Source organism: Gimibacter soli, assembly GCF_028463845.1.
GTDB lineage: Bacteria > Pseudomonadota > Alphaproteobacteria > Sphingomonadales > Kordiimonadaceae > Gimibacter > Gimibacter soli.
In genome coordinates this window covers 1458528-1484530 of the sequence record NZ_CP116805.1, presented here as the reverse complement: position 1 = coordinate 1484530, position 26003 = coordinate 1458528, and the positions used below count along the sequence as shown (strand labels likewise).

20 protein-coding genes are annotated in these 26003 nt (G+C 60.2%); 13 read left to right on the top strand and 7 right to left on the bottom strand.

Going from position 1 to position 26003, the window contains the following annotated elements; translation table 11 throughout:
- Nucleotides 1-100 precede the first annotated feature (100 nt).
- Nucleotides 101-1900, top strand: a complete 1800-nt coding sequence (locus tag PH603_RS06920; protein ID WP_289505311.1) for an alkyl sulfatase dimerization domain-containing protein — start codon at nucleotides 101-103, stop codon at nucleotides 1898-1900.
- Between the two features lie 30 nt (nucleotides 1901-1930).
- Here the strand turns inward: PH603_RS06920 and PH603_RS06915 are convergent, their stop codons facing one another.
- Nucleotides 1931-3514 (bottom strand): sensor domain-containing phosphodiesterase, encoded by a 1584-nt coding sequence (locus PH603_RS06915; RefSeq protein WP_289505310.1) that lies wholly within the window; start codon nucleotides 3512-3514, stop codon nucleotides 1931-1933.
- A gap of 168 nt (nucleotides 3515-3682) precedes the next feature.
- Nucleotides 3683-6232 carry a TonB-dependent receptor gene (locus PH603_RS06910; RefSeq protein ID WP_289505309.1) on the bottom strand — a complete coding sequence of 850 codons (2550 nt, stop codon included), beginning with the start codon at nucleotides 6230-6232 and terminating at the stop codon, nucleotides 3683-3685.
- A 285-nt stretch (nucleotides 6233-6517) separates the two neighbouring features.
- On the opposite strand from PH603_RS06910, the gene PH603_RS06905 reads away from it, so the two are divergent.
- Genes PH603_RS06905 through PH603_RS06890 form a run of 4 tightly spaced genes read left to right on the top strand, consistent with a single transcriptional unit; the run spans nucleotide 6518 to nucleotide 10670 of the window.
- Nucleotides 6518-7591 (top strand): efflux RND transporter periplasmic adaptor subunit, encoded by a 1074-nt coding sequence (locus PH603_RS06905; RefSeq protein WP_289505307.1) that lies wholly within the window; start codon nucleotides 6518-6520, stop codon nucleotides 7589-7591.
- A gap of 35 nt (nucleotides 7592-7626) precedes the next feature.
- Nucleotides 7627-8319, top strand: coding sequence for an ABC transporter ATP-binding protein (locus PH603_RS06900; protein ID WP_289505306.1), 693 nt, complete (start codon nucleotides 7627-7629; stop codon nucleotides 8317-8319).
- Nucleotides 8316-9473, top strand: coding sequence for an ABC transporter permease (locus PH603_RS06895; RefSeq protein ID WP_289505305.1), 1158 nt, complete (start codon nucleotides 8316-8318; stop codon nucleotides 9471-9473). The genes PH603_RS06900 and PH603_RS06895 overlap by 4 nt, the downstream gene beginning before the upstream one ends.
- A 9-nt stretch (nucleotides 9474-9482) precedes the next feature.
- On the top strand, nucleotides 9483-10670 hold the full coding sequence (locus PH603_RS06890) for an ABC transporter permease (protein WP_289505304.1): 1188 nt from the start codon (nucleotides 9483-9485) through the stop codon (nucleotides 10668-10670).
- A gap of 8 nt (nucleotides 10671-10678) precedes the next feature.
- On the opposite strand, the gene trhA is transcribed toward PH603_RS06890, so the two are convergent.
- Both trhA and PH603_RS06880 read right to left on the bottom strand, forming a co-directional pair.
- A complete protein-coding gene (gene trhA, locus PH603_RS06885; RefSeq protein ID WP_289505302.1) occupies nucleotides 10679-11365 on the bottom strand; it encodes a PAQR family membrane homeostasis protein TrhA in 687 nt (228 codons plus the stop codon).
- Nucleotides 11366-11445: 80 nt separating this feature from the next.
- A complete protein-coding gene (locus PH603_RS06880; RefSeq protein ID WP_289505300.1) occupies nucleotides 11446-12651 on the bottom strand; it encodes a class I SAM-dependent rRNA methyltransferase in 1206 nt (401 codons plus the stop codon).
- A 113-nt stretch (nucleotides 12652-12764) separates the two neighbouring features.
- Here PH603_RS06880 and PH603_RS06875 point away from each other — a divergent pair, with 113 nt between their 5' ends.
- Nucleotides 12765-13331, top strand: a complete 567-nt coding sequence (locus PH603_RS06875; RefSeq protein WP_289505299.1) for a DUF2239 family protein — start codon at nucleotides 12765-12767, stop codon at nucleotides 13329-13331.
- A gap of 57 nt (nucleotides 13332-13388) precedes the next feature.
- On the opposite strand, the gene phbB is transcribed toward PH603_RS06875, so the two are convergent.
- Nucleotides 13389-14111: an acetoacetyl-CoA reductase gene (phbB, locus tag PH603_RS06870; protein ID WP_289505298.1), complete on the bottom strand. Its 723-nt coding sequence runs from the start codon at nucleotides 14109-14111 to the stop codon at nucleotides 13389-13391.
- A gap of 195 nt (nucleotides 14112-14306) precedes the next feature.
- On the opposite strand from phbB, the gene PH603_RS06865 reads away from it, so the two are divergent.
- Nucleotides 14307-15125, top strand: coding sequence for a substrate-binding periplasmic protein (locus tag PH603_RS06865; protein ID WP_289505297.1), 819 nt, complete (start codon nucleotides 14307-14309; stop codon nucleotides 15123-15125).
- A gap of 24 nt (nucleotides 15126-15149) precedes the next feature.
- Here the strand turns inward: PH603_RS06865 and PH603_RS06860 are convergent, their stop codons facing one another.
- Nucleotides 15150-16571, bottom strand: a complete 1422-nt coding sequence (locus tag PH603_RS06860; RefSeq protein WP_289505296.1) for an amidohydrolase — start codon at nucleotides 16569-16571, stop codon at nucleotides 15150-15152.
- Nucleotides 16572-16732: 161 nt separating this feature from the next.
- Between PH603_RS06860 and PH603_RS06855 the strand changes: the two genes are divergently transcribed.
- From PH603_RS06855 to PH603_RS06845, 3 genes are all read left to right on the top strand, one after another.
- On the top strand, nucleotides 16733-17512 hold the full coding sequence (locus PH603_RS06855; protein WP_289505295.1) for an IclR family transcriptional regulator: 780 nt from the start codon (nucleotides 16733-16735) through the stop codon (nucleotides 17510-17512).
- A gap of 54 nt (nucleotides 17513-17566) precedes the next feature.
- The gene (locus tag PH603_RS06850; RefSeq protein ID WP_289505292.1) at nucleotides 17567-19012 is read left to right on the top strand and encodes a cryptochrome/photolyase family protein; all 1446 of its coding nucleotides are present in this window, start codon (nucleotides 17567-17569) and stop codon (nucleotides 19010-19012) included.
- Nucleotides 19013-19174: 162 nt separating this feature from the next.
- On the top strand, nucleotides 19175-21715 hold the full coding sequence (locus PH603_RS06845; RefSeq protein ID WP_289505291.1) for a hybrid sensor histidine kinase/response regulator: 2541 nt from the start codon (nucleotides 19175-19177) through the stop codon (nucleotides 21713-21715).
- Here the strand turns inward: PH603_RS06845 and PH603_RS06840 are convergent.
- On the bottom strand, nucleotides 21693-22613 hold the full coding sequence (locus tag PH603_RS06840) for a pirin family protein (protein ID WP_289505290.1): 921 nt from the start codon (nucleotides 22611-22613) through the stop codon (nucleotides 21693-21695). The two genes, PH603_RS06845 and PH603_RS06840, sit on opposite strands and share 23 nt — an antisense overlap.
- Nucleotides 22614-22804: 191 nt before the next feature.
- Here PH603_RS06840 and modA point away from each other — a divergent pair, with 191 nt between their 5' ends.
- The 3 genes from modA (at nucleotide 22805) to nadA (ending at nucleotide 25998) form a co-directional block, all read left to right on the top strand.
- The gene (modA, locus tag PH603_RS06835) at nucleotides 22805-23587 is read left to right on the top strand and encodes a molybdate ABC transporter substrate-binding protein (RefSeq protein ID WP_289505289.1); all 783 of its coding nucleotides are present in this window, start codon (nucleotides 22805-22807) and stop codon (nucleotides 23585-23587) included.
- 412 nt (nucleotides 23588-23999) lie between these two features.
- Nucleotides 24000-24902, top strand: coding sequence for an MBL fold metallo-hydrolase (locus PH603_RS06830; RefSeq protein WP_289505288.1), 903 nt, complete (start codon nucleotides 24000-24002; stop codon nucleotides 24900-24902).
- 94 nt (nucleotides 24903-24996) lie between these two features.
- On the top strand, nucleotides 24997-25998 hold the full coding sequence (nadA, locus tag PH603_RS06825) for a quinolinate synthase NadA (RefSeq protein WP_289505287.1): 1002 nt from the start codon (nucleotides 24997-24999) through the stop codon (nucleotides 25996-25998).
- The last annotated feature ends 5 nt before the right edge of the window (nucleotides 25999-26003 follow it).

Below are 26003 nucleotides of genomic sequence, written 5' to 3'. Positions count from 1 at the left end.
TCCCAGCCACAGATTGCCGCCTCGTTCCCGGCTTGACAAGAACTGAACTGACCAGTCTAATTTTTCACGGGAGAGACACAGACGTCAGGGGAGAGGGACGATGGCCACAGCCAGCGTACGGACGATCATTCATGGCCTGATGGCCGGCGCCTGCCTTGTGGCACTCGCTGCTTGCGACGAAAAGCCGACCAAGGCTCGGGTGCTGAAGCCTGCTGACTTGCCAGCGGAAGCCGTCGAGTTTTTCAAGGACCATGGTAACGGACCGTTCCTCGTGGAGGATGCACCCGTCTGGCAATATATGAATGTGAACGGCGGCATCCCCAATACGATCGTGATCGAGGGTGACACCGGGCTTATCATCGTTGACACCACACTCAGCCGCACAGACGGCGATGCTACGCTCGAACTGATCCGCCAGAAGAGCGACAAGCCCATCGTCGGTGTCATCTATACCCACCATCATATCGACCACACGGGCGGCGCCGGCGCCTTTGTAAGCCGCGAAGATGCGGCAAGCGGCAAGGTTATGGTGATCTCGGCTGACGACCTGCCCGAAGAATTGCTGGACGAAAATGCCGTCACCGGGCCGATCATGGGGCTGCGCGCGGCTTATATGTACGGTGTGCTTCTGGACCCTGAAACCGATGGCAAGGGATACAAGGTCGGCCTTGGCGGCAATATCATCCCCGGCCCCAGCGCCTTCATCGAACCCAATCACCTGATCGGGGACCGCGAAGACCTGACGCTGGACGGTGTGCGCATGCATATCTTCCGCACCGGCGGCGAGGCGGCCTCGCACATCGCCGTCTATCTGCCCGACTATGGCGTGATGCTTTCGGGCGATGAAATCCAGGGACCGACCTTCCCGAACCTGCATTCGCTTCGAGGCACCAAGCCGCGCGACGCCCAGAAATGGATCAATGCGATTGACCGGATGCGCGCCTATCACCCCCGCGTGCTGGTGCCGAGCCACGGCCCCATCGTCAGCGGCGAGGCCGAGGTTGAAAAGCTGCTTGTCACCTACCGTGACGCGATCCAGTGGACCCACGATCAGGCCGTACGGCTGATCAACAAAGGCTATACGCAGGAAGAACTGGCCGAAGCCATGCCTGCCCTGCCTGAACATCTGACCATGATCCCGTGGACACTTGAACTTTATGGCACCGTCAAGCATTCGGTGCGCTCCTTCTACACCAGCTATATCAGCTGGTTCGACGGCGATGCCGCTACGCTTGACCCCACACCGCGTGTCGAGGCTGCCCGACGCACCGTTGCCCTGATGGGCGGGCGCGACAAGGTGTTTGCCGAGGCCAAACGCGTGTTCGATGGCGGCGACCCACAGTGGAGCGCCGAACTCACCACGCTTCTGGTACGGATCAACCGCGAAGACCGCGAAGCGCGCCACTTGAAGGCTGAAGCCCTGCGCCAGATCGGTGAGAATACACTCAATACCAACTGGCGGGGCTTCTACCTCGTCGGCGCGCGCGAACTCGACGGCCTTGTCGACAGCGTTGCCCTGCTGGAAGCTGGACGGGCGCGCTTCAACACAGATGGCCTGCCAAGCCGCCGCCTGTTGGAACTGATGCGCTACCGGCTGTCGCCGGAAGCCGCTGCCGACAAGCATGTGAAGGTAGGCTATGTGTTCCCGGACCGGGACGAGCAGTTCACCATTGAGCTCAGAAACCAAATTCTCGATATCCGTACCGGGCTTGAAGACGGCCTCAATGCCACCCTCACGGTGGACAGGTCGACCTACGACCAGATCGTGAAAGGCGAAACCGGCTTCGTGGAAGAACTGGCAAGCGGCAATGTGGCCATCGATGGCAGCAAGCTCGATATGCTCGCGTTCCTCAAATGCTTTGATACGAGCATGGTAGCCATCCCCATCGCCGCCCGCTGAGCGCGGCGGCGGACGCGGCGAAGGCCTCAGTCAGATCTTGCCGACGCGGGCAGGCACCAGCCCGGAGACGGGCTTGCCGAAGAAATAGCCCTGGCCGTAGTCGACGCCAAGATCGCGCAGTAGCGTCGCGTGGGCCTGGGTTTCCACCCATTCCCCCACCGTTTCGATGCCAAGGTCCTGGCAAAGCGTGACCATGCTGCGCAGGAAGGCGCGGTCCTTGGCGCTGTCAACCGCGTTGCGGATATAAACACCGTCAATCTTCAGGGCATCCACCTGCAATTCGCGCAGATACTGGAAGCCCGCCGCCCCGGCGCCGAAGTCGTCCAGATAGACCTTGAAGCCTGCATTGCGGATATCCCGCAATACTCGACCAAGGGAGGCTAGATCATCAATCCGGGCGGACTCAGTCACTTCCAGCGAGAGGTTATCACGGTAGCGGTCAGCATTATGGAGTTCCAAGAGGAGCTTCTTGATGAAGCCGCGATCCGAAAGTGATCGGCCGGACAAGTTTACCGCAAGCTTCGGGATATGGCCTGACTTCTCCGATTCAGCGAGCTTTGAGATGGCCCGGCGCAGCACAGCCAGATCGAACTCGTCAATCAGCCCCACGTCCTCGGCAAAGGTGATCATCTCAAAGGGCGAGGCATTCACGTCGCTCAGCTGCAGTCGGGAGAGCGCCTCGAAATGGTGGGTCTTGCCGGTCTTGAACTCCACAATCGGCTGGAAGACGAGCGAGAAGGCACCGTCCTTCAGTACCTGCCGGAATTCCTTCAGCTTCTTCGTATTGTCGCCGATCATCTTGCCGCATTCGGCCTGCAGGTCCTTCAGCGCAAAGCCCTTCTGGGCGCGGGTGAATTGCTGCAGGCTGAAGACCAGCGCCTTGACGCTGTCTTCTTCGGCGAGGTGCGCGTCATGGGCGTCGATAGTGGCGCTATCGATCTTCACGCCCGTCGCCTCGCTGATCTCATGCGTCAACAGGGCAACGGTCGAACCGTCCTCGTCCTTTTCATGCACCAGCGCGAACTTGTCATCCCCGAGCCGGGTGGCAAGGTTGCCGCCGACCGAACAGGATTTCAGATAACGTTCTACCTCTGCCTGCTGGTTCTCGGTGAAAGGCTTGCCGATCGATTGCAGCACAGTAACAAGCATATTGTCCTGCGCTTCCGGGTCGTTCTTGAAAACCGTCTGCAGATTTTCATAGAAGTCTGCCTTGGCTTCAGCGACAGATTGCGGCGACGAACGGGTTTCCGGCTTCAGGCCAATCCGGTGCGGGCGCGCCATCACCAGATACAGCCTGTCATCCCGCATCGGCAGGGCGCCGATAAAAATGGAAAAAGGTTCGCGGTCCTTTTCGGCTTGCCCCACCTTCACAGTGAAAGGCCCGCTGCGCATCTTTTTGCCGGAAAGGGTCTTGGCTGTTGTCTCGAGGATCTTGCGGTCGCTCGCGCCCATCAGCGACATGAAATTCTTGCCAACGAGCGGCCCCGGCACCTTGCCGAGAAGGCTTTGGCTCGCCCCGTCAGCGCTCAGGATCGTGAAATCGCGGTCAAGCTCCAACAGGAGATCGCCGACGCAGAACGCGTACCCCACAAATCGCTCGGGAATCTTCGACATGTATGCCCCAAAAGAATACGAGACAGTTTCAGATTAACGTTAGCAACCGAACAGATACAACACTTTATTGGACCATTACTCAACTTGCACGGATCGATTGTCGTTCGAATTGAAAAGGGCGCGCCATGCTGGCACGCCCTTGTCTGAAGCTAGATCATTTCGCCAAGATCAGAAGCGGAAACGACCGGTGATGCCGTACATGCGCGGCTGGCCAAGGAAGGCACCGAAGCCGTCGTCAGCCTGCAGCGGGATGTCGAAAGCGTTCTGCTGGTAGAACTGATTAAAGAGGTTGTTTGCCCACAGTTCAACCGACCATTTGCCGTCAACGTCCTGAATACCGACACGCGAATTGACGAGCGCGAAGCCCTTCTGCAGCTTCTCAGGATCAAGGTCCGAACCGGTATTGATCTTCGTCTGGTAACGGACGTTACCGCTGATGAAGAATTCCATACCGTCCGAAACTTCCTTGTGCCAGGTGGCGCCGCTGGTCAGCACCCAACGCGGGGCGTTGGTCAGTTGCTGGCCAGAAAGGCCGCTGACTTCCGGATAGGCGGTGCCGAAGCGATCATTCTTCAGGATATTGACCGTGGCCGGCAGATTGTCGCCATAGTCAGCCTTCGAATAGGCCACACCCAGCATCATGTCGAAGCTTTCGCTGAAACGCGCCTGCGTTTCGATCTCGAAGCCCTTCGTCTTCACGTCCTCGATAGCTTCCGGCAGGAAGTTCGAGCCGTTGAAGGTATTGAGCTGGAAGTTATCGAAGTCCATGTAATACAGCGCGACGTTAACCTGTGCGCGATTGTCGAACATGGTCTTCTTCATACCGATTTCGAACGAGTCCACTTCTTCGGCGCCGATCTGCGGGCTCAGATAGTTCCGCGGATCGGTATTGTCGCCCGGACGCGTCAGGATCGTACCGGCGCGGTCGAGGTTGATCGTGCCCGACTTGTAGCCGTGCGCGACGTTACCATAGATCATGGTGTCGTCATCGAACTGGTAGCTGAGGCCGAGAACGCCAGAGAATTCGCTGTCGTTCAGGTCCTGGTCTTCCGGTGCGATATCGAACGAAGCCGAGGTGATGCCAAGGCAGCCGAGGGTGGCGAGCACGTCGATCACGCGGCGAACGTCATCGGTGCCGAGGATCGCACCAAGCGGTGCTTCGGCAATCGGCAATTGGGCAAGCCGCGGCAGGGCGAAGTTACAACCCGGTGTGTTCGGGGTCGAAAGGTTCGATTCCGCATGCTTTTCATCACGGGTGAAACGCAGGCCGAAGATCATGTCCAGCTTGTCGCTCAGTTCAATCACGTTGTGCGTGAAGAGCGAGTAGGACTTGTTCTTCGAAAGCCAGGTATCGCCGTAAACGCCAGTGCCTTCACCCCAACCGGTACCCGGCGGAATGGCGCCGCCCGAGAAGACGTTCACATAGCTGCTCCAGTTGGTGACAAGGCCACCGGTCGGGCCAGCGAACACGGCCGCGATCAGCGGGCCGGTACGGGCATTGAGGAAGGCTTCATAGTCAGCACCATGGAACAGGTCGCCACCTACACCGATTTCCTCATCCGAATAGAAGGCACCGACAACCCAGTCCAGTCGGCCGTTCTGGCCCGACAGGCGCAGTTCCTGGGTGAACATGTTGATATCGTTGAGCTGCTTCAGATACAGAAGGTCGGCGCCGGTGAAATCGATATCCTGGCCGCGGTTGGACTCAAACTCGCGGTAGGCACTGATCCATTTCAGCTCGACTTCGCCAAGCTGCCAGCTCAGGTCCGTGGCGAGGCCCCAGTCCTTGCTCTTCTGGTAGTTCGGACGATCCGGGCCCGAGGTCATCTGGGCTTCATAGGATTCCGGATCTGCCGGCATCGTCTGGGCGCCCGGCATGATGGCATTGATGATGGTGCCGGCGATGCCGCCACGATAGGCGTAAGGCACCGCATAGCAGCAATCCTCATCCACGTCGCGATAGTCGGCGATCACACGCAGGCGCACATCCTCGTTCGGGGTCCAAAGCAGTTGGCCCTTCAGCTGGAAGCGGCCTTTGGAGTTCAGGTCATCGCCCGAAATCGTGTCGGTCATCCAGCCGTCCTGCTGCACGTAGGACGAGGAAAGGCGGAAGGCGAGCTTGTCTTCAACAATCGGGCCGGTTACCGAGCCGCGAACGTCGAACGCATTATAATTGCCATAGGTGCCTTCAAGGTAACCGCCAGCTTCGAATTCGGGCTGCTTGGTTACGATATTGATGGCACCGGCCGAAGTGTTGCGGCCGAAAAGCGTGCCTTGCGGCCCGCGCAGCACTTCAACGCGCTCAAGATCAAGGATTTCAGTGAGGGCTGCACCGGCGCGCGAACGGTAGATACCGTCGATAAAGACGCCGACCGCGGATTCAAACGCCGCGTTGTTACCCTGCGTACCGATGCCGCGCAGGCGGATCACGGTGCCCTGGGCTTCGCTGTTGGTCGAGGATGCCTGCAGGCTGGGCGCCAACTGCGCCAGTTCCTTCAGGTCATCGACGCCTGCCATTTTCATCATGTTTTCAGACATGGCCGTTACGGCAATCGGCACGTCCTGCACGGATTGGCTCCGCATCTGTGCCGTTACGACGATTTCTTCGAGTGTGAAATCATTGCCGGATTGGCCCGCTTCCTGCGCCAGCGCTGCGCTCGACATGCCAAGAAGGCATGAGGACGCAAGCAGACGAGCCACGGTCGTACGTGTCATCATAGTTTCCTCCCTAATTTAACCGGCCTCCCCAGACCGGTACGTCTTCCCACCTGACATCAGAACGCGATTCATGGTTAAAGTCAAACCGGCCAGTATGATCAAAGCTGTAAATGCCTCAGATTGTTGCGTTAATGTCGCACTTGGTTTCATGTGGAAGTAAATGTGCGTTAACTATATCGTTCGTTGAGACAAGTTGTTACTCTGTACCCATCCAATAAGGTCGGACCAGCGTAATGGAACCGACCCCGGTGACTTGACCAACAGCGAGAGACGAGAGCCAGCCAAGTGAACGACCAAAGCGATCTTTTGAAATCCCTCCGTATTGACAATGACGAGCGGGGCACGGCGAAAGCCGCGCGCGGGCTGGGGCCGAAGCAACAGCTTCTGGCAGCCGCCACCATCACCGCCCTTGCCATCGCAGGCACCGCAGCCTTCATGGGCACCGGCAGCGAGGAAGCACCGCAGGCCACAACGCCTGCCAGCAGCAGCACAAACGGTAGCAATAGCGCGGCGGCAACCGAGCCCGTCGCAGCGCCCGCTGCCCCGTCTGCCGAACCGGCACGGGCCGTGACGCCGGCCGGCGAAACCGTACTCAGCGCCTCGGGCTATATCACCGCGCGCCGCATGGCGACGGTGGCCGCTGAAATCACCGGACTCTTGACCGATGTCCTCGTCGAGGAAGGCATGACCGTCGAGCAAGGCACCGTGCTTGCCAAACTCGACAGCGCCATTGCGACCGTCGATGTGGACCGCGCCCGCGCGCAGCTCAAGGCCGCCACCTCGCGCATAGCCACCGTCGAAGTAAACCTCGCCGAAGCCGAGCGCGTGCTGAACCGCGTGTCGAAACTGAATATCCAGGATTTCTCGAGCGAGGCAGCGCTGACCCGCGCCAAGGCGGATGTGGACAGCCTGAAGGCCGAACTTGTCACCGCCCGCGCTGACCGCGAGGTGGCCGCCATCACCGTGCGCGCCGCCGAAGAACAGCTCGATAATCACACCGTCCGTGCGCCCTTCTCGGGCGTGGTGACGGACAAGAATGCCCAGCCGGGCGAGATGGTATCGCCCATCTCGGCTGGCGGCGGCTTCACCCGTACGGGCATCTGCACGATCGTCGACATGGGCTCGCTCGAGATCGAGGTCGATGTCAACGAGGCCTATATCAACCGTGTGAGCACCGGCCAGAAGGTCACCGCCACGCTCGACGCCTACCCGGACTGGGATATCCCGGCCCATGTGGTTGCCATCATCCCGACCGCCAATCGTGAACGGGCCACCGTTCGGGTGCGCATCGGGATCGATACCGAAGACGCCCGCATCCTTCCCGAAATGGGGGTAAAAGTGGCGTTCCTGAAAGCCTGAACAATCCAAAATCGACAGCAAGAGGGGCTAATATAATGACGGACAACCTTTTCGAACTGAAAAAGGTCAGCAAAAGCTTCGTGAAGGCAAAAGAGACGATTTCGATCTTCGAAGGGCTCGACATGACCATCAAGTCGGGCGACTTCATTGCCATCATGGGGCCGTCGGGCTCGGGCAAGACGACGCTGCTGAACCTTCTGGGCGGTGTTGACCAGCCAACGAGCGGCGAAATCCATTTCGATGGCAAGCGCATCGATAACCTCAGCGAAAACGGCCTTGCTGCGTGGCGCGCCGCCAATGTGGGCTTCATTTTCCAGTTCTATAACCTGATGCCGATGCTGAGCGCGGCCAAGAATGTGGAACTGCCGCTGCTGCTGACGGGCCTTGGCCGGTCGCGCCGCAAGGCAAGCGTTGAAGCAGCCCTCAAGCTTGTTGGCCTTGACGACCGCGCCGGCCACCTGCCGAAGGAAATGTCAGGCGGCCAGCAACAGCGTGTCGCCATCGCCCGTGCAATTGTTTCGGACCCGAAACTGATGCTCTGCGATGAGCCGACCGGTGACCTTGACCGCGCCACCGCCGACGAGATCCTGAAGATGCTGCAGCTTCTGAACCGCGAGTTCGGCAAGACCATCGTGATGGTCACGCACGACCCCGAAGCCGCCAAGTATGCCAAGAAAACCCTGCATCTCGACAAGGGTCAGTTCGTCAAAGAGGAACTGATGGCATGAGCGACCTTTACCTGATTTTCAAAAATCTGACGCGGCGCAAGCTGCGGCTCAGCCTCACCCTGTTTGCCATCTTTGTGGCCTTCCTGATTTTCGGCGTGCTGTCGAGCTTCAACAAGGCCTTCAATTCGGGGATCGAGCTTTCGGCCGATGACCGCATGGTGGTGGTGAACAAGATCAACTTCACCCAGCCCCTGCCCATCGCCTATGTGAACAAGGCCCGCGCCATCGAAGGCGTGGATGTCCTCACCTGGTGCAACTGGTTCGGCGGCTATTATCAGGACCCGAAGAATTTCATCGCGGCCATGGCCTGTGACGCCGAAACGCTTCTGGACGTTTATCCTGAAATCGTCCTGCCGGAAGACCAGAAGAAGGCCTTCATGGCAAACCGCCAGGGTCTGATCGCCGGTCAGGCAATCGCTGTCAAGTTCGGCTGGAAAGTGGGCGACCGCATCCCGATGAACTCCAACATCTTCTCCCAGAAAACCGGTGGTACGGCGTGGGATTTTGATGTGGAGGGCATCTATACGGGCTCGACCGAGCAGTTCGACACGAACTCGGTCTATTTCCACTATAAATATTTCGATGAAAGCCGCAGTTTCGGGAAGGATTATGCCGGCTGGCTGATCCTGCGCACCACCGATCCGGCGCTCAATGACAAGGTGGCGAACACGATCGACACCATGTTCGCCAACAGCTTCTTCGAAACCTCGACCGACAGCGAGAAAGCCTTCAACAAGGCCTTCATCGCGCAGATCGGCAATATCGCGATGATCGTCACCTCCGTCGTCGGTGCCGCCTTCTTCACGATCCTCCTGATCGTCGGCAACACGATGGTGCTGGCGATCCGCGAGCGTACCGGCGAAATCGCCGTGATGAAAACGCTCGGCTTCCCGGCTGCCCGCATCTTCAAGCTGGTGCTCGGGGAATCGCTTCTTCTGTCGCTCATCGGTGGGCTTCTGGGGATCGGCGCGGCATGGCTTATCGTGGGCGGCATGAAAGCGGCCCTCGCGGGCATCCTGCCGACACTGGTGCTGACGCCTGACGTGGCGCTGACGGCGCTGGCGATCATGGTGGGGCTTGGTTTCCTCACCGGGATCGTACCGGCCCTTTCGGCCCACCGCCTGAACATCATCACCGCCATGAGCCGGCAATAGGAGGACGCTATGGGATCGCTTATCTCCCAGATCAACGCCGTTGTGGCGATGAATGTGAAAAGCCTGCCGCAGCGGGCGTGGATGTCGGCAGCAACCGTTTTCGCGGTCGCCATCGTCGTGGCCGTCCTTCTGGCCTTCCTCGCCATGGCGAACGGGTTCCAGGCGACGGTTGCGGGCACAGGTGCACGTGACGTTGCCATCGCCATGCGTGAGGGCGCGCAGGCCGAACTGAACAGCGTGCTGATGAAGGAACAGGTCGACCTGCTGACAGCCGGGCCCGGCATCGCCAAAGGCGACGCTGGCCCCATCGTCTCGCCTGAACTTTATGTCGTCGTCGACGGCATCAAGAAGGCGAGCGACACCAAGGCCAACCTGCCGCTACGCGGCCTTGCCGACGCCGGCATGAAGATGCGCGGCGACCTGAAAATCGTCGAAGGCCGCATGTTCATGCCCGGCACCAACGAGCTTATCGTCGGCGCCGGTGCCCTGAAGGAGTTCGAAGGCTTCGAGCTTGGCCGTGAAGTGACCTTCGCCCGATCGCGCTGGACGGTCGTCGGTGTCTTCTCGATGGATGGCAAAGTGGCTGAAAGCGAGCTTTGGGCCGATCTCGGCTCCGTGCAGTCGCTTTTCCAGCGGGGCAACAGCTTCCAGACGGTTCGCCTGAAGCTTGATGACCCGGCTGCGATTGAAGCGCTGAAGGCCTATAACGAAGCCGACCCGCGCCTGAAGCTCGATATCAAATCGGAAGCCGACTATTTCGCCGATCAGGCCTCGGGCATGTCCGACCTGATCATGTATCTTGGCTGGCCGCTTGGTATCGCCATGGCATTCGGTGCGCTCGCCGGTGCCCTGAACACCATGTATACCTCGGTCGCCAACCGGGCGCGCGAAATTGCCACCCTGCGGGCCATCGGCTTCGGCGGCACGGCAGCCTTCGTGGGCACGCTCGCGGAATCGATGGTGCTGGCCCTGATGGGCGGCCTTCTCGGCGCAGTTGCCGCTTACCTGTTCTTTGACGGGATCACGGCATCAACGCTCGGCGGCAGCTTCACGCAGGTGGTGTTCAGCTTCAAGCTCTCCCCTGCCCTCATCTGGCAGGCGGCAGTGCTGGCGCTGATCATCGGCTTTATCGGCGGGGTCTTCCCGGCGTGGCGGGCAGCGCGCCTGCCGGTCGTCGTGGCCTTCCGTTCCGCCTGATATCAGGCTCACACAGAAACCCTCGGCAGCACGAATGCGTAGATCGCAATGAAATGCGCGATGCTGCCGAGGACCACAAAGCCGTGCCAGATGGCATGGGTGAAGCGCTTGCCCTTCAGGGCATAAAAGATGGCGCCGACGGTATAAAGCAGCCCACCCGCGACGATCCAGCCAAGGCCCGCACCCGGCAGGCGGTCATATAGCTCACCCGCGAAGGCAACAGCCCCCCAGCCCATGGCGAGATAGGTGCCAAGCGAAATGGCGCGGAACACCTTGCCTTCAGCGTGCCCCGTGGCAAAGCCGATGATTTTGGCCGTCGCACCTGCCGCCGCCGCGCACCAGACAAGCACAAGAACCCATAGGCCGAGCGTATCCGAGAGCACCAAAAGGGCGATCGGCGTATAGGTGCCGGCGATCTTGGCGTAAATCGCCACATGATCGAGCAGCTCGTAAAAATCCCGCCGCTTCGAATAGACCATCGAATGGTAAAGCGTGGACAGCGCGAAAACGAGCAGCACCGAACTGCCGTAAATCGCGGCCGCCGTGATCTCCAGCGCACCACCCGCCGCCACCGCCTTGGCGATAAGGAAACACAGCCCCACCACCGCTGCAATGGCCGCAAGGCCATGGCTGATGGCATGGATGATTTCTTCCAGAATGGTATATTCGCGCAGTTTCCCTGAGGCGGCTGTCATGGCTGGCTTCTCCTGATTGCGGGGCCTTTGATCATTGATACCACAGCCGCGTGTCAAAACGACGGCAAAATCCCGTGAGATCAGTCCAGCTCGAACATCAGGAAGGTCAGGTAGCGCGTCTCGGGCAGTTGCGGATGCACGGGGTGATCCTTGTCCGCGCCCGCTTCATGGATAAGCGTGGCCTTGCGCCCGGCTTTGGCAAGGCCACCCGTGATCGCTTTTTTCAGCGCACCGGGGCTTGCATGATGCGAGCAGGCGGCGAAGGCAAGAATACCGCCCTTCGCAATCAAGGGCCCAAGCTTCACGGCAAGCTTTTCATAGCCCGCCATGCCGGCTGCCTTCATCGTGCGGTTCTTGATGAAAGGCGGCGGATCGGCGCTGACGATTTCAAACGTCCGGCCCTTCGCAGCGGCCGCGTCCAGCCAGTCATAGGCCTCGGCGACCTCAAAGGTGCAAAGATGGGCGAGGCCGTTTCGCTCCGCCGCTTCGCGGGCCTTGTCGATGGCAGGGGCAGACCGGTCCACGATTGTGACCTCGCGCGCACCTGCCTTGGCGGCTGCGAGCCCGAAAGCGCCGGTGTGGGCATAAAGATCAAGCATTGTCGTGCCGGCGGAGCGTTCCATCACCGTGCGGCGATTGGCGCGCTGGTCGAAATACCAGCCGGTCTTCTGTCCTTCCACCACATCGGCGCGGTAGATGACACCATTTTCCGGCACATCGATCTCGCCTTCCACAGGCTTGCCGATCATCGCCTTTTCAAGCTCCAGCCCTTCCGAAAGCCGGGCCGAGGTGGAAAGGTCCATCACGATAGTGGCGGGGGAAAGCAGCCGGTCGATCACCGGCAGCCACACAGGCGTCAGCCATTCCATCCCGGCCGTCGTCACCTGCGCGACCAGAATGTCGCCGTAACGATCGATCACCAGCCCGGGCAAGCCGTCCCCTTCGGCGTGGACAAGCCGGTAGAAGGGGGCATCAAACAGCTTGTCCCGCTTCTTCAGCGCGCGGGCAAATTTGTCCTCGAACCAGCGGTCATCGATCACTGTCTTCGGATTGGTGGACAGAACCCGCACCGCCAGATTGCTGCGCGGGTTCAGGTACCCCACTGCCATCGGCACCATCTTGGGGTCGGCAAGTGTCACCAGCGTGCCAGGATCGGCAATATCGCAGGCTGACGACCATTCGGTATCCCCCTTGAAAACCCACGGCTTGCCAGCGGCGACAGCCTTGGCGGCATCGCGTTTCAGGATCAGGGTCAGGTCAGGGCGTCCGTTCATGGCGCGGAGCATAGTGAGGCACCCTTTACCTGTCCATCACCACAATCGCGATTTTATTACCCGGATATAATTGACAAGACATTTTAACCCGGATAATAAAATCACACAAAACAAGGACCCGAGTCATGACAGCAGATAAAAAAACAACCTACACAGCCTTCGCGGGCGAGGAACGGATCGGCGGCGGGGATCTCGCCAAGGTCGCGCTTCTTGTCCGCGAGGTGGTGAACAGTGGCGACAGCCGCCTCATCCAGATTTTCGATGATGCCACTGGCCGCGTCACGGATATCGACACACGCGGGACGGAGACTGAGACCATCGCCCGCCTTGGCGTCGAAGCGCTCGAGGAAAAACCGGCACGCGGCAGGGGCCGCCCCAAGCTTGGCGTGGTGCCGGGTGAAGTGACCCTCCTGCCCCGGCATTGGGACTGGTTGAAATCGCAGCCCGGCGGTGCCTCGGTAACATTGAGGAAACTGATTGAAGCCGCCCGGCACGACCCGAAGGCTGCAAAACGCGAAGCACAGACCGCAGCCTATCGTGTCATGTCCGCCATGGCGGGCGACAGGCCGGGCTTCGAGGAAGCGTCGCGGGCCTTCTTCGCTGGCGACAAGGCCACATTCGATGCTCTGACAAAGGACTGGCCAGCCGATATCCGCGCCTATATCGCCAAACTCGCCAAACCGGCCTTCTGAAAACAAAAAGGGAGCGAAAATCGCTCCCTTTTTTCATGCCGGCTTTTTTGGCCCGGATCAATACATATGCTGGCCGCCGTTGATCGACATGGTCGACCCGGTCACAAAATCAGCATCCTTCGCGGCAAGGAACGACACACCACGTGCAATATCATCAGCCTTGCCCAGCCGCCCGACCGGGATCTTGGCGATGATCTTGTCCAGAATATCCTTCGGCACCGCAGCCACCATGTCGGTATCCACATAGCCCGGCGCAATGGCGTTGACAGTGATGCCGAAACGGGCGCCTTCCTGTGCCAGTGCCTTGGTGAAACCATGGATGCCCGATTTGGCGGCGGCATAGTTCACCTGGCCATACTGGCCGGCCTGACCGTTGATCGAGCCGATGTTGATGATGCGACCGAACTTCCTGTCCTTCATGCCGGGGAACACAGCATGGGCCATGTTGAAGCAGGAGCCAAGGTTGGTGTCGATCACTTCCTGCCAGGCATTCCGGTCCATTTTCAGGAGCGTGCCATCGCGGGTGATACCAGCGTTGTTGACGAGCACACCAACAGGGCCGTGCGCGGCTTCGATATCAGCAACCGCCTTCTGGCAAGCGTCATAATCAGACACGTCGAACTTCGCGGCCGGAATGCCGGTTTCGGCGGTAAAGGCCTTCGCCTTCTCGTCATTCCCACAATAGTTGGCAACGACCGTATAGCCATCGGCCTTCAATTTACGGCTGATAGCGGCGCCGATCCCCCGTGTTCCGCCGGTAACCAATGCAACGATCGTCATGTCTGAAATCCTCCCGTGAATGAAGTTAGGCCCCTCGACGGTCCCATTGTGCGAAATTCAGTGCGCAATTTCAAAGCGATAATGAGACCGCTCCCAACTTTGATCACGCGCCGTTTCATTGACATGACAGCAGAAGCGTCTAGTCTAAAAATGGTTGCTGACCAGCCCGTATTCGTATGCACCCGAGGTGTCCGCTTGATCCGTCCTGCCCTGCGCCTGTTTGGCATCCTTACCGCACTGGTTGTGCCGCAGGTGGCGCAGGCAGATGACCAGACCAAGAAGCCCGCCCCCCTCGTCATCGGCACGATGCAGGAAGTGCCGCCCTATGTGTTCGAACATCCCTCCCGCGGCATTGATATTGATATCATCCGGGCAGCCTTTGCCCGCATGGGGCGCGAGGTTGTCATCATGCATGTCCCGACGTTGCGGCTGGAGCGGCTTCTGTCCTCCGGTCGGGCCCATGCGATTTCGGTCAACAGTGCGGATGTCAAAGGCTGTATCCCGAGCCAACCGTTCTCCTATTGGCGCGACGCCGTGCTGGTGCGCAAGGGGTTACCGAAAGGCGTTTACAGCATGATCGATCTGGCCGGGCTGAATGTGGCGACCTTCCCGAAGGCCGAACGTGCGCTCGGCAATGCGCTCAAACCCTTCATCCGCTATTTCGGCAGCTATAATTATCTGATCAACACCGATGCGCTTGATCTTCTGCAGCGCGGACGGCTGGATGCCTATATCGGCGACCGGCTTCTTGTCGAATATTCCCTGAATGAGCGCGGCTGGGAGGGCGAGTTGCCCTACGAACTGGCGTTCGACCTACCACCCACCCCGCGCCTTCTGTGTTTCAGTGACAAAGCCATGGCCGCGCGCTTCGACGCAGCCCTTGCCGAAATTCAGGCCGCTGGCGCCGATCAGCAGATCAACAATGTCTATCTTGGGAGATTGCGTGGGGAAGACGATACCCCCGCAGATGAGGCGGGCGAAGACCCCGCACCGGAGGCACCGGCGGCGCCCTGAGGCACCACCGGTAAAGCATTTCAGTCAGTTGGCCTCGGCGAGGGCGGCCTTGATCTTGGCGCCCAGCGCATCGGCTTCGGCTTTCACCTTGGCGCCATCGATTGCCAGCACCTTGCCATCTTTCATCAGCACCCGGCCATCCACGATGGTGGTAACGACGTCGCCCGAGTTGGTGGCATACACAAGGTGCGAAATCACATCATAAAGCGGTGCAAGGCGCGGGCTTGTCAGGTCCACCTGGATCATGTCGGCGCGCAGACCCGGCACCAGCTTGCCCGTCACATCACCAAGCGTTGCCGCCTTGGCGCCTTCGGACGTTGCCATCTTCAGGGCGCTGAGGGCCGGTACAACGGTCGGATTGTGCATGTTGCCCTTGTGCAGGAGGGCCGCGAAGCGGATCTCTTCCCACATATCAAGGTCGTTGTTCGAGGCCGCACCATCGGTCGCAAGGCCAAGCGTGATGCCGTCATCCAGCATCTGCGGCACCGGCGCGATCCCGGCGCCCGTCTTCAGGTTCGACGTCGGGTTATGGATCGGCGACATCTTGCCTTTGGCCATAAGCGCGCGGTCATGCTCGCTCGGCCACACAACATGCGCGGCGATCACAGGATGATCCAGATAGCCGATCTCGCTCAGAAGCTCGATCGAGGTCATGCCGTATTTGTCGGCAATCGTTTTGGTTTCTGACTGGTCTTCCGCCACGTGGATCGAAATCGGCACGTCCAGTTTTTTGGCAGCGCCCAATACCTCGGCCAGATGCTCTTTCGAAACGGTATAGGGCGCATGCGGGGCAAGGCCCGGCTTCACCCGGGCCGATTTGCCCTTGTGGCTTTCCACGAACTTCACGCCAGCGGCAAAGCTGTCTTCCCAGCCCTTGAAACCGGGGCTCGGGAAATCAATCATCGGGGCGGTGACAACGGCACGCAGGCCGCACTCCTCCACCACGCCCGCAATCACTTCCGGGTAGAAATACATATCGACGAACGAAGTTGTGCCGCCGCGGATCATTTCCCAGCAGGCGAGGCTGGTGCCGATGCGCACGAACTCGGGATCAACGAAACGTCCTTCCATCGGGAAGATGAATTTCGTCAGCCAGGTCATCAGATCCAGATCGTCCGCAACACCACGCAGGAGCGTCATCGAGGTGTGGGTATGGCCGTTCACAAGACCCGGCATCAGCACCTTGCTGTCGCCGTTCATGATTTCCTTGGCGGTGTATTTCGCCTTGATCTCGTCAGCCTTGCCGACAGCAACGATGGCACCATCCTTCACGGCGACGGCGCCATGCTCGATCACGCCTGCCGCATCGTCCATGGTGACCACATAGTCGCCAAGCACAATCATGTCAGCCGTTTCAGCCGCCATCGTCGTCTCCTTCATCGGGTTGAGGGCCACAAGGGCCACGGCAGCGGCCAACGTCCGCGCCAGGGGGGTCAGTTTCTTCATTGGGTCCATTCCTCGGGAAGATGGCACCGGGGGCGGATTGTCCGCCCCGTTCACGCGGCGACCATATAGCAGCATCAAGGTCTTGAAAAGGGGCGGCGGCTGTGGGAAGGCTTTGGGGAGAGATGCGGCAATCCCCTGCCGCAGAGAGGGAACTGACACTTATGGCCGGGGCCTCCTCCCCTATCAAGCGACTGGCGGCAATCCTTGATGCCGTGGCAGCAAGCCCATCAGGCCTTGCGCTGAAGGAAATCGCTGACGCGATCGGGCTGCCGATGGCGACCACCCACCGCATGATCCACAGCCTTGTCGATATCGGCTATGTGGAAGGCGGCAGCGGCCGGGCGACCTTCACCATCGGGCCGCGCCTTTTGCGCATCTTCCATCTGGCTTTCGATACCGACACGCTCGCTACCCTTGTGGAGCCGGCGCTGCGCGCGCAAACCGAAGACCTCGGCATCGCGGCCTATCTGGTGCAGTTCAAGGACAGCCGGATCGACCTTATCCACACCACCATGCCGGTGCATCCAAGCCACACGATCATGCATCCGGGCGACGCCTTCCCGATCAATGCCTCGGCCGCTGGCAAGGTGCTGTTTGCGCACCAGCCGCGCGAACGGCAACTGGAAGAGCTGAAAAAACCGCTTGTTGCCTATGATGACCTCACCCTCACCGATCATGAGGCCATCCTTGCTGACCTTGATGCCGTGAAGGCGCGCGGCTATGGCATGTCGGACGAGGAACTGGACCGTGGGGTACTGGCCATCGCCTGCCCGGTCGAGCTTGAAAAGATCGGTGTCATCTATTCGGTCGGCGCGCTTGGCCTGAAGGCCCGTATGCTGGCCGACCGGGACGTGCCTGAAATAGCCGCCCGCATCGCGCGCACCGCGGCAGAGATAAAAGCCCTCCTTGAGCCCCTTCGGCGTTCCGGCGAGGCCAGCTAATCCAACCGTAACATCCCCGCGTAAAATTGCTGCCGTTCGTGCGGGAGTTTTTTGATGCTGACCACTGCCCTTTATCTTGTGACTGCCCAGTCGCTGCGCCTTGATGACAATCCGGCGCTGGCCGCTGCCGCGCGCGAGGCTGACCATATTGTCCCCGCCTATATCCATGACGAGACCCGCCCCCGCCCGACGGGCGGTGCCGCGAAATGGTGGCTGCATCATGCCCTCGCCGATCATGCCCGCGACCTCGCCCGCGCCGGTGCGCCGCTTGTGCTTCGTCATGGCGCTTTGCTCACAGAAGTGGAAAAGCTGGTCGCAGAGACAGGTGCCCGGACCCTGTATCTGCAACATGACCCTACCCCCGGCATGCATGCGGTGGAAGATGCCCTGCACCATTGGGCCGAAGAAAACGGGATCGTCTGCCGACGCTTCGGCGGGCATCTGTTGTTCGACCCTGTGGAAATCCGGACTGGTGCCGGCAAGCCCTATTCGGTGTTCACCCCCTTCTGGCGTGCCTGTATCGAGCTTGGCCCGCGCGCTCCCATCCCCGCACCCGAAAAGCTTTCGGCGCCCGACAACATGCCCGCGACCCTGTCGCTTGATGCGCTTGGCCTGCTGCCCCGGGGCGTGGACTGGACGGGCGGTATCGCAGCCACATGGGAGCCGGGCGAGACGGCGGCCCACAAACGACTCGACCATTTCATCGAGGCAGGCCTCAGGGGCTATGGTCATGACAGGGACTTTCCCGCGCTCGAGGACGGGACCACGACACTTTCCCCCTATCTACGGTTCGGCAATATCAGCCCGCGGCGGCTGTTTGCCCGGCTTGCCGATATCGCCGCGATGGAACCCGCGCTCGCGCAAGGGGCAGCCCATGTCCAAAGGGAGCTTGGTTGGCGGGAATTCTGCTGGCATCTGGCTGTGGCCAAACCCGACCTTGCCACGCGCCCGATCCGCGAGGATTTCACCGCTTTCCCTTGGCATGAACCCGACCCCGCCGACCTGAAGCGCTGGCAGAGGGGGCAGACCGGGTTCCCCATCATCGATGCCGGTATGCGGCAGCTGTGGCAAACCGGCTGGATGCATAACCGGGTGCGGATGATCGTCGCCTCGTTCCTCGCCAAGGACATGCTGACCGACTGGCGGCACGGCGAAGCATGGTTCTGGGATACGCTTGTGGATGCCGACGCCGCCAGCAACCCCGCCAACTGGCAATGGGTTGCCGGCTGCGGCGCCGATGCCGCACCCTTCTTCCGGATTTTCAATCCGACCCTACAGTCTGCCAAGTTCGATGGGACTGGCGATTATATTCGCCGCTTCGTGCCAGAGCTTGCCAATCTGCCCGACGCCCACATCCACGAACCACACACGGCCCCCGCTGGGGTTTTGCACGCGTCGGGTGTTGCGCTTGGTAGAACCTACCCCCTACCGATGCTTGACCGGTCAATGGCTCGCGCCCGCGCCCTTGACGCCTATCAGGCAAGAGGAACCACCCCCTAGCGGCATTCCTGCCAGAAAAATGGTTACAACCCAGCCGATTAACGCTATCCTCCAGAACTCGGGGGCATATTGGCACGGACAAGATCAGTGTGGAAATTTCTGATCGGATTTGTGGCCGTTTGCCTGTTGGGCACTCTGGTCGCCACAACTGAAACCCGGCGAATGCACGCAGAAGATGCGCTGCAGGCGACACTTGAAGCTCAAGTCCAGCGCGAGAATGCCCTCTCCGCCCTTCATCAGCTGATGGGCTACGGCGGCTTCATCCACAATTTCAAAAATTATGTCCTGCGCGGCGAAGCCGACCGGGCGGAAGAGACCCGCCGCCAGATCAACGGCGCTCTGACAGCACTCACTGCCCTTGAGAAATCTTTCAATCAGGAAAGCTTCGGCTTTGGCAAGGGTCGCGAGGTACGTTCGACCCTGCAGGCCTATCTCGCCAATCTTGATGTGGCTATCGAGATGAAAGAGGCGGGCGCCGCGATAGCCGATATAGACAGGCGGGTACGGATCGATGACCGGATGGCCGGGCGGGGACTTGCCGAAATCGCTGAAACCAGTCGCCAGATTGGTCTGGTCACACTGACGCGGGCGCAAGAAGACATCGCAACCTGGCAGACCTCGCGCGACTTTGCCGTTGCCTTCTTCTGTATCTCGATCCTCGTCTTGACCTTCGGCCCTGCCCTTTGGCGCCGCGTTCTGAATGAGCCGCGCAAACAACTTGCCTTCACCGATGACCTGTTGACCTCCATGGAGCATGCAGCCGGATCAGGCTATTTTGTCCGTGATCTGGCGACCGGCGACCTGAAATTCTCGGAAGGCCTGTTTGCACTGCTCAAACTGGATCCCGTCGACGGCCACCCCTCGTTCGAGCGATTGACGGCGCGCTGCACACCTGAAGAGCGCCATATATTCGAAGACGTTTTCCTGCGCGATGATCTTGACGATGACATTCTTACACGAGAACTCGTTTATCGCTCCAAAGCTGATGAAGAACGCATTCTGAAGGTCCGGGTCCGCCAGCGCACAAAGGACCGAAAATCACTCGTGGTCGGACTAGTGATGGATGTGACAGAGGAACGGCGCGATGCCCGCGAATTGCTGACCGCTCGCCAGCGTTTTGAACTGGCACGGCAATCCATCAGCCTTGGGCTTTGGGACCTGAATGTCCTTGAGGAAACAAAGGAATGGGATCAGGGCATGTTCGATATTTACGGGATCGACCCTGCGCAATTCACAGGGCGACGCGACGCGACGATCAACATGATCCACAGCGAGGACCGCGCATCAATCATCGAAGCCTTCAAGCATTTCCTGCAGAGCGACATCAGCACCCTCAGCCTTCGTTACCGCGTCACACGGGGCGACGGTCGTGAAATCTGGATCAACAGAAGGGCCGTCGCCAAATGCAATGACCACGGCGAAGCGATCCGCGTCGTCGGGATGGACATTGATATCACGCGCGAAATCGAGGTGGAGGCAGAACTTCGGAAGGCGTTGAAGGCGGTAAGCACCGCCAACCGCGCCAAATCAAATTTCCTGGCCATGGTCAGCCATGAAGTAAGAACGCCGCTTACTGCCATGCTGGGCATGCTGGACTTGATCTCGGTGGAAACGGATGACCCGCAAATCACCGAATACCTTGCCATCATCCGGGAGAATGGCGAGCACCTGACGCGTATCCTGAATGACATTCTCGATATGTCGAAATCAGAAGCCGGAAAGCTGAAACTGACGTCAGAGCCGTTCCTGCCATACCGGGTGGTGACACAAGTTGCCCGGCTATTCGAAGCGGCGGCGGCAGAAAAAGGCTTGTCGCTTGCCGTTCAGGTATTGGGCGATAGCGGGCTCTATCTCCTCGGTGATGGCGGTCGCATCAGGCAGATTGCCAGCAATCTCATCGGCAATGCTGTCAAATATACGGCAGGCGGTAGCGTGACGGCGACGCTTGCAATCGACCCGCCGGCAGACCCCTTGGCCCCCGTTGCCCTTCGCCTGACCATCGACGATACCGGCACCCCGATCGATCCGGCCATTCTGGACCGGCTGTTCCTTCCCTTTGAACGTGGCACGATGGAAGCGGACAGCAAAATCGGGGGAACCGGGCTTGGCCTTTCCATCAGCCGTCGCATCGCACAGATGATGAATGGCGACGTAACCTATACCGCTGTAAGCAGATCCGGAAATCGCTTCACCTTCACAGCACTGCTGCCCAAATCGCAGGAACAACGAGACCTGCGCGACCCGACGCCCGGCCGGCAGCATGAGCATGCGAAGTCCCTGAAAATCCTGATTGTGGAAGATATCGCCATCAATCGCCGGATTCTTGAGAAGAAACTGGCCGGCCACTGGGGCATGCAGCTTGTCATGGCTGAAAATGGCCTTGAAGCCGTCAACCTGATGCGGTCCGGCAGTTTTGACCTGGTCCTGATGGATATCCAGATGCCGGAAATGACGGGCACAGAAGCGGTGGAATTGATCCGCGCCACAATGCCCGAGCATGCCGCCACACCGATCATCGCGCTAACAGCAAATGCCTTTGACGATCAACGACGGGAATATTTGCGGCTTGGCTTCAACGATTGCCTGACCAAGCCGTATGACTGGAACGAAATGTACCAGTTGCTTTCAGCCATCACGCCGATAGCTGCCGCGAAGGCGTCAACTGGCCGGAGAAAAAACCTCAGCGCTCCGGCAGGGGAATGAATTCATCGTCGCCCGGTACGGGATCAAACCTGCCCTCGCGCCAGCGGTCCTTGGCTTCCTCGATCATCGACACGTCGGTTGCGACAAAATTCCAGTACATGCGGCGCGGGCCATCTAGTGGATCACCGCCCAGTACCATCAGCCGCGCCGGCCCGCCCGACGCTGTCACCGTTACAGGTGCGCTCTCTTCCAGCACCAGCATGGCGCCGGGTTCGTGCCTTTCGCTGCCGATGGTGACGGCCCCATCCAGCATATAGACCGCCCGTTCGGTGTGATCCGCCGGCACATTCACCGAAGCCCCGTCTTCAAGGCTGATATCGGCATAAAGGGTGCGGCTTTGTACTGTCACAGGGGATGTTTTGCCCCAGCCTTCACCGGCAACCAGAATGCCGCGCATTCCCGGCCCCTCGAAGGTCGGCAGGCTGTCGGCAGGGTAATGGTCGAAGGCCGGGTCCATCGTCTCCCGGTCTTTCGGCAGGGCCATCCATATCTGCAGCCCGTATAGCTTGTGGCCTGCTGCCCGTTCGGCGTCCGGCGTGCGTTCGGAATGGACGATGCCATGCCCCGCCGTCATCCAGTTCACCGCACCCGGGCGGATTTCCTGCACCGAGCCCAGACTGTCGCGGTGCATGATGGCGCCGTCCACCAGCCAGGTAAGGGTCGCGAGCCCGATATGGGGGTGCGGGCGCACATCGATCCCCGTGCCCGGCGCGAATTCGGCCGGTCCCATCTGATCGAAGAATACGAAGGGACCAACCGACCGCGCCTCAATGGCCGGGAGCGACCGGCGCACCGAAAAGCCGCCAAGATCGCGCGGTTTCGGCCGGATCACATAGCGGATCGCCTTTTCGTCACCTGCGGTATCGCAGCCCGGTGTATCGCAGTCGGTCCAGCTCATGGCAGTTCCCCTGTTGGATTTCAGCCTCCAGTCTAGTCGCAATCACAGCCCTTGCAACCTCGTGCAAAACCACGATCAAGTGATGACCAGACACCCCGCCACCGGCAAAGACAGGATTGCGCTTCGCGCATGTCATTGGCTAAGTTGGTCAATGCCTACGTTATTCCGCACAGGAAAACCGGATCAGCCGAATGTATGGATCACGCCTTCACACTTTCTTGACAGCCTTCTTCGCCCTTTGCCTGCTGCTGGCACCTTCCGCCACCGCGCAATCGGAAACACGGCACAAGCCGATCATCTTTGCAGCAGCAAGCCTTGTGGAGGCGCTGCCTGCGATCCTTGGCCCCAATGAGGCGACCTATGTGTTCGGCCCGAGTGCGACCCTCGCCCGCCAGATCGAGGCCGGCGCCCCGGCGGATATCTATATTTCCGCCAATGCAGACTGGACCGACTGGCTTTTGAAGGCGGGCAAACTGCATGACGTGCAAGTGATTGCCGGCAACCGGCTGGTCCTTGCCGTACCTGCAGACGACAAGGTGAAGGACCGCGCCACCATCGATGCTGCCGCCTTCATGGAAATCCTCGGCAACCGGCGCCTCGCGATTGCTGACCCGCGCAGCGCCCCCGCCGGTGTCTATGCACAAGCCTTCCTCAAACATCTCGGCCTTGTCGATACGCTGAAAGACCGCCTCGCCATGGGGGAAAGCGTGCGTGCCACCCTGCGCCTTGTGGAGCGCGGCGGCCTGCCTGGCCTTGTTTATGAAAGCGACACAGCAGGCAATCTGGCTGTCCGGGTCATCACCCCGATCGCCGCCGAGGCAAGCGGTGCTGTACGCTACTCAGGCGGGGTCGTCTCCGACCGGCCTGACCTCGACACCCTCCTTACTCGCCTTGCGGCCCCCGAAGCAGCACGTACATGGAAGCGCTTCGGATTCCTGCCTGCGGCTGAACTGTCTCATAATAGCACAGAATAAAATGTCCCATTTTGGCACATCTCCCGACCAAGTCCCGTTTCGGGACGCTTTTTAGCGGCGTTTCATCGCTTTTTTCGTGCCAAATGGCGGAATCTCTGGTTTGCCACAATTTGGCACGGGGGTTGCGATACTCCCGACAAGTGATCCGCACGACCCACCCGGCTGCCACCGGACGTGCGAAGACACAGCATCCCGATCTTCAGCTGCCACTGAATGGGATGCGGCGCCCGCAACCAGCTGCCACTGACGCGGGACGCTCGGAAATAGAGCCGGTTACGCCTGCCTGCCGTCCACTGCCTGCCTGCAAGGACGCCCGCGTAACCGGCTCTAACCATTTCAAGGCCTTCCCTTTCTGATTGGACACCGGCACCTGCCGCGCTAAGCTCCCGCCCGAACGGACAGGGACCAAGGCATGCCCATCGATTTCAAACAGGATTTCACGATGAACCCTGGCGTGGCGGAGGCACTGAGCCCGCTTGTCACCCGCGTACTGGCCCCGAACCCCAGCCCCTTCACCTACACCGGCACCGGCACTTTCATCGTCGGCACGGAAAAGCTTGCCGTCATCGACCCCGGCCCCGAGATGCCGGCCCACGGCGAGGCGCTGATGCAGGCGATAGCGGGCCGCAAAGTGAGCCATATCCTTGTCACCCACACCCACCGGGATCATTCGCCCCTGTCGCGCTGGCTGAAAGACCAGACCGGCGCCCCGATCCTCGCCTTCGGCCCGCATGGTGCCGGACGGCGTGCGGGGCTGGAAGGTGAAGATGTGGAAGCGGGTGCCGACAAGGACTTCGCCCCGGACGTGACGCTTGCTGACGGAGAAGTGATCAAGGGCCCGGACTGGACAATCACGGCCCTGCATACCCCCGGCCACACATCCAACCACCTGTGTTTCCATCTGGCGGAAGAAGACACAGTCTTTGTGGGCGATCATGTGATGGCATGGGCCACCACCGTGATCCTGCCGCCGGACGGCGACGTGCGCGCCTATCTCAAAAGCCTTGAACGGCTGGTCGCGATGAACCCTGCGCTCCTGCGCCCCACACACGGGCCGGAAGTTGACAAACCCGCGCGTTTCATGCGCGCCATCATCGGCCACCGCCGCATGCGCGAGGCCCAGATTGTCGGTCATCTTGAAGCCGGCATCGACAATATCGATATGATGGTGGAGCGGATGTACAAGGAAATCGACCCAAGGCTGTTTCCGGCCGCCGCCCGGTCGGTCCTCGCCCATCTCATCGCCCTTGTCGATGACGGGCGGGTGAGCGCCGACCCCGCCCCCGGCCTTGGCGCCCGCTACCGCCTATCCTGACAGGCAAGAAGCAATTGATTGCATGCGGGCCGCCCCGCCGCTATCAATGCCGCCAGTCTAGGTTACGCCCGGCCCGCCGGGCAGGAGAGTGACGATGAATCTGCCCCTGAACCCCGCCCTTGACCCGAGCCTCGATCTCGTTGCCGAGATCAACCGCCTCAGGAAGGAAAAGAACGCGGTAATCCTCGCCCACTATTATCAGGATGGCGCGATCCAGGATATTGCCGACTTCGTGGGCGACAGCCTCGACCTGTCGCGCAAGGCAGCGGCCACGGATGCCGATGTCATCGTCTTCTGCGGCGTGCGCTTCATGGCGGAAGTCGCCAAGATCCTGAGCCCCGAGAAAATCGTGGTGCTGCCCGATCTTGAAGCCGGCTGCAGCCTGGAAGACAGCTGCCCGCCCGACGAGTTCGAAGCCTTCGTCAAGGCCCGCCCCGATCATATCGTGCTCAGCTACATCAACTGCTCGGCAGCGGTGAAGGGGCTTTCCGATATCATTGTGACGAGCTCAAACGCCAAGCATATCGTGAACAGCCTGCCAAAGGACCAGAAGATCATCTTCGGGCCGGACCGGCACCTTGGCGGCTATCTCGCCCGCCAGCTCGGCCGCGAGGACATGGTCCTGTGGCAGGGCACCTGCATCGTGCACGAGAAATTCAGCGAGAAAGAGCTGATCAAGCTGAAAGCCCAGTATCCGGATGCCCCCGTGGCCGCGCACCCCGAATGCCCGGACAATATCATCGCGCATGCCGACCATGTGGGCTCCACCCGCGACATCCTGAATTTCTCGATCAATAGCCCGGCCGACACGATCATCGTGGCGACCGAACCCGGCATCATCCACCAGATGGAAAAGGCGGCCCCGCACAAGACCTTCATCGGTGCACCGGGCGCGGACGGCAATTGCAGCTGCAACACCTGCCCCTTCATGGCGCTGAATACGATGGAGAAGCTCTATCTTTGCCTGCGCGACCTCGGGCCCGAAATCCAGCTGGATGAAGAAACCCGCGTGAAGGCTGAAAAGCCGCTGCGCCGGATGCTGGAAATGAGCCCGACGCAAGGCCCCGCCCCCGATGTTTCGAAGGTCGAGGTCTGACCCCC

What these genes read in the sequence shown, in the direction of transcription:
- PH603_RS06920 (WP_289505311.1), top strand. Translation starts at nt 101, where the DNA reads ATGGCCACAGCCAGCGTACGGACGATCATTCATGGCCTGATGGCCGGC.
- PH603_RS06915 (WP_289505310.1), bottom strand. Translation starts at nt 3,514, where the DNA reads ATGTCGAAGATTCCCGAGCGATTTGTGGGGTACGCGTTCTGCGTCGGC.
- PH603_RS06910 (WP_289505309.1), bottom strand. Translation starts at nt 6,232, where the DNA reads ATGATGACACGTACGACCGTGGCTCGTCTGCTTGCGTCCTCATGCCTT.
- PH603_RS06900 (WP_289505306.1), top strand. Translation starts at nt 7,627, where the DNA reads ATGACGGACAACCTTTTCGAACTGAAAAAGGTCAGCAAAAGCTTCGTG.
- PH603_RS06895 (WP_289505305.1), top strand. Translation starts at nt 8,316, where the DNA reads ATGAGCGACCTTTACCTGATTTTCAAAAATCTGACGCGGCGCAAGCTG.
- PH603_RS06890 (WP_289505304.1), top strand. Translation starts at nt 9,483, where the DNA reads ATGGGATCGCTTATCTCCCAGATCAACGCCGTTGTGGCGATGAATGTG.
- trhA (WP_289505302.1), bottom strand. Translation starts at nt 11,365, where the DNA reads ATGACAGCCGCCTCAGGGAAACTGCGCGAATATACCATTCTGGAAGAA.
- PH603_RS06880 (WP_289505300.1), bottom strand. Translation starts at nt 12,651, where the DNA reads ATGCTCCGCGCCATGAACGGACGCCCTGACCTGACCCTGATCCTGAAA.
- PH603_RS06875 (WP_289505299.1), top strand. Translation starts at nt 12,765, where the DNA reads ATGACAGCAGATAAAAAAACAACCTACACAGCCTTCGCGGGCGAGGAA.
- phbB (WP_289505298.1), bottom strand. Translation starts at nt 14,111, where the DNA reads ATGACGATCGTTGCATTGGTTACCGGCGGAACACGGGGGATCGGCGCC.
- PH603_RS06860 (WP_289505296.1), bottom strand. Translation starts at nt 16,571, where the DNA reads ATGAAGAAACTGACCCCCCTGGCGCGGACGTTGGCCGCTGCCGTGGCC.
- PH603_RS06855 (WP_289505295.1), top strand. Translation starts at nt 16,733, where the DNA reads ATGGCCGGGGCCTCCTCCCCTATCAAGCGACTGGCGGCAATCCTTGAT.
- PH603_RS06850 (WP_289505292.1), top strand. Translation starts at nt 17,567, where the DNA reads ATGCTGACCACTGCCCTTTATCTTGTGACTGCCCAGTCGCTGCGCCTT.
- PH603_RS06845 (WP_289505291.1), top strand. Translation starts at nt 19,175, where the DNA reads ATGCACGCAGAAGATGCGCTGCAGGCGACACTTGAAGCTCAAGTCCAG.
- PH603_RS06840 (WP_289505290.1), bottom strand. Translation starts at nt 22,613, where the DNA reads ATGAGCTGGACCGACTGCGATACACCGGGCTGCGATACCGCAGGTGAC.
- modA (WP_289505289.1), top strand. Translation starts at nt 22,805, where the DNA reads ATGTATGGATCACGCCTTCACACTTTCTTGACAGCCTTCTTCGCCCTT.
- PH603_RS06830 (WP_289505288.1), top strand. Translation starts at nt 24,000, where the DNA reads ATGCCCATCGATTTCAAACAGGATTTCACGATGAACCCTGGCGTGGCG.
- nadA (WP_289505287.1), top strand. Translation starts at nt 24,997, where the DNA reads ATGAATCTGCCCCTGAACCCCGCCCTTGACCCGAGCCTCGATCTCGTT.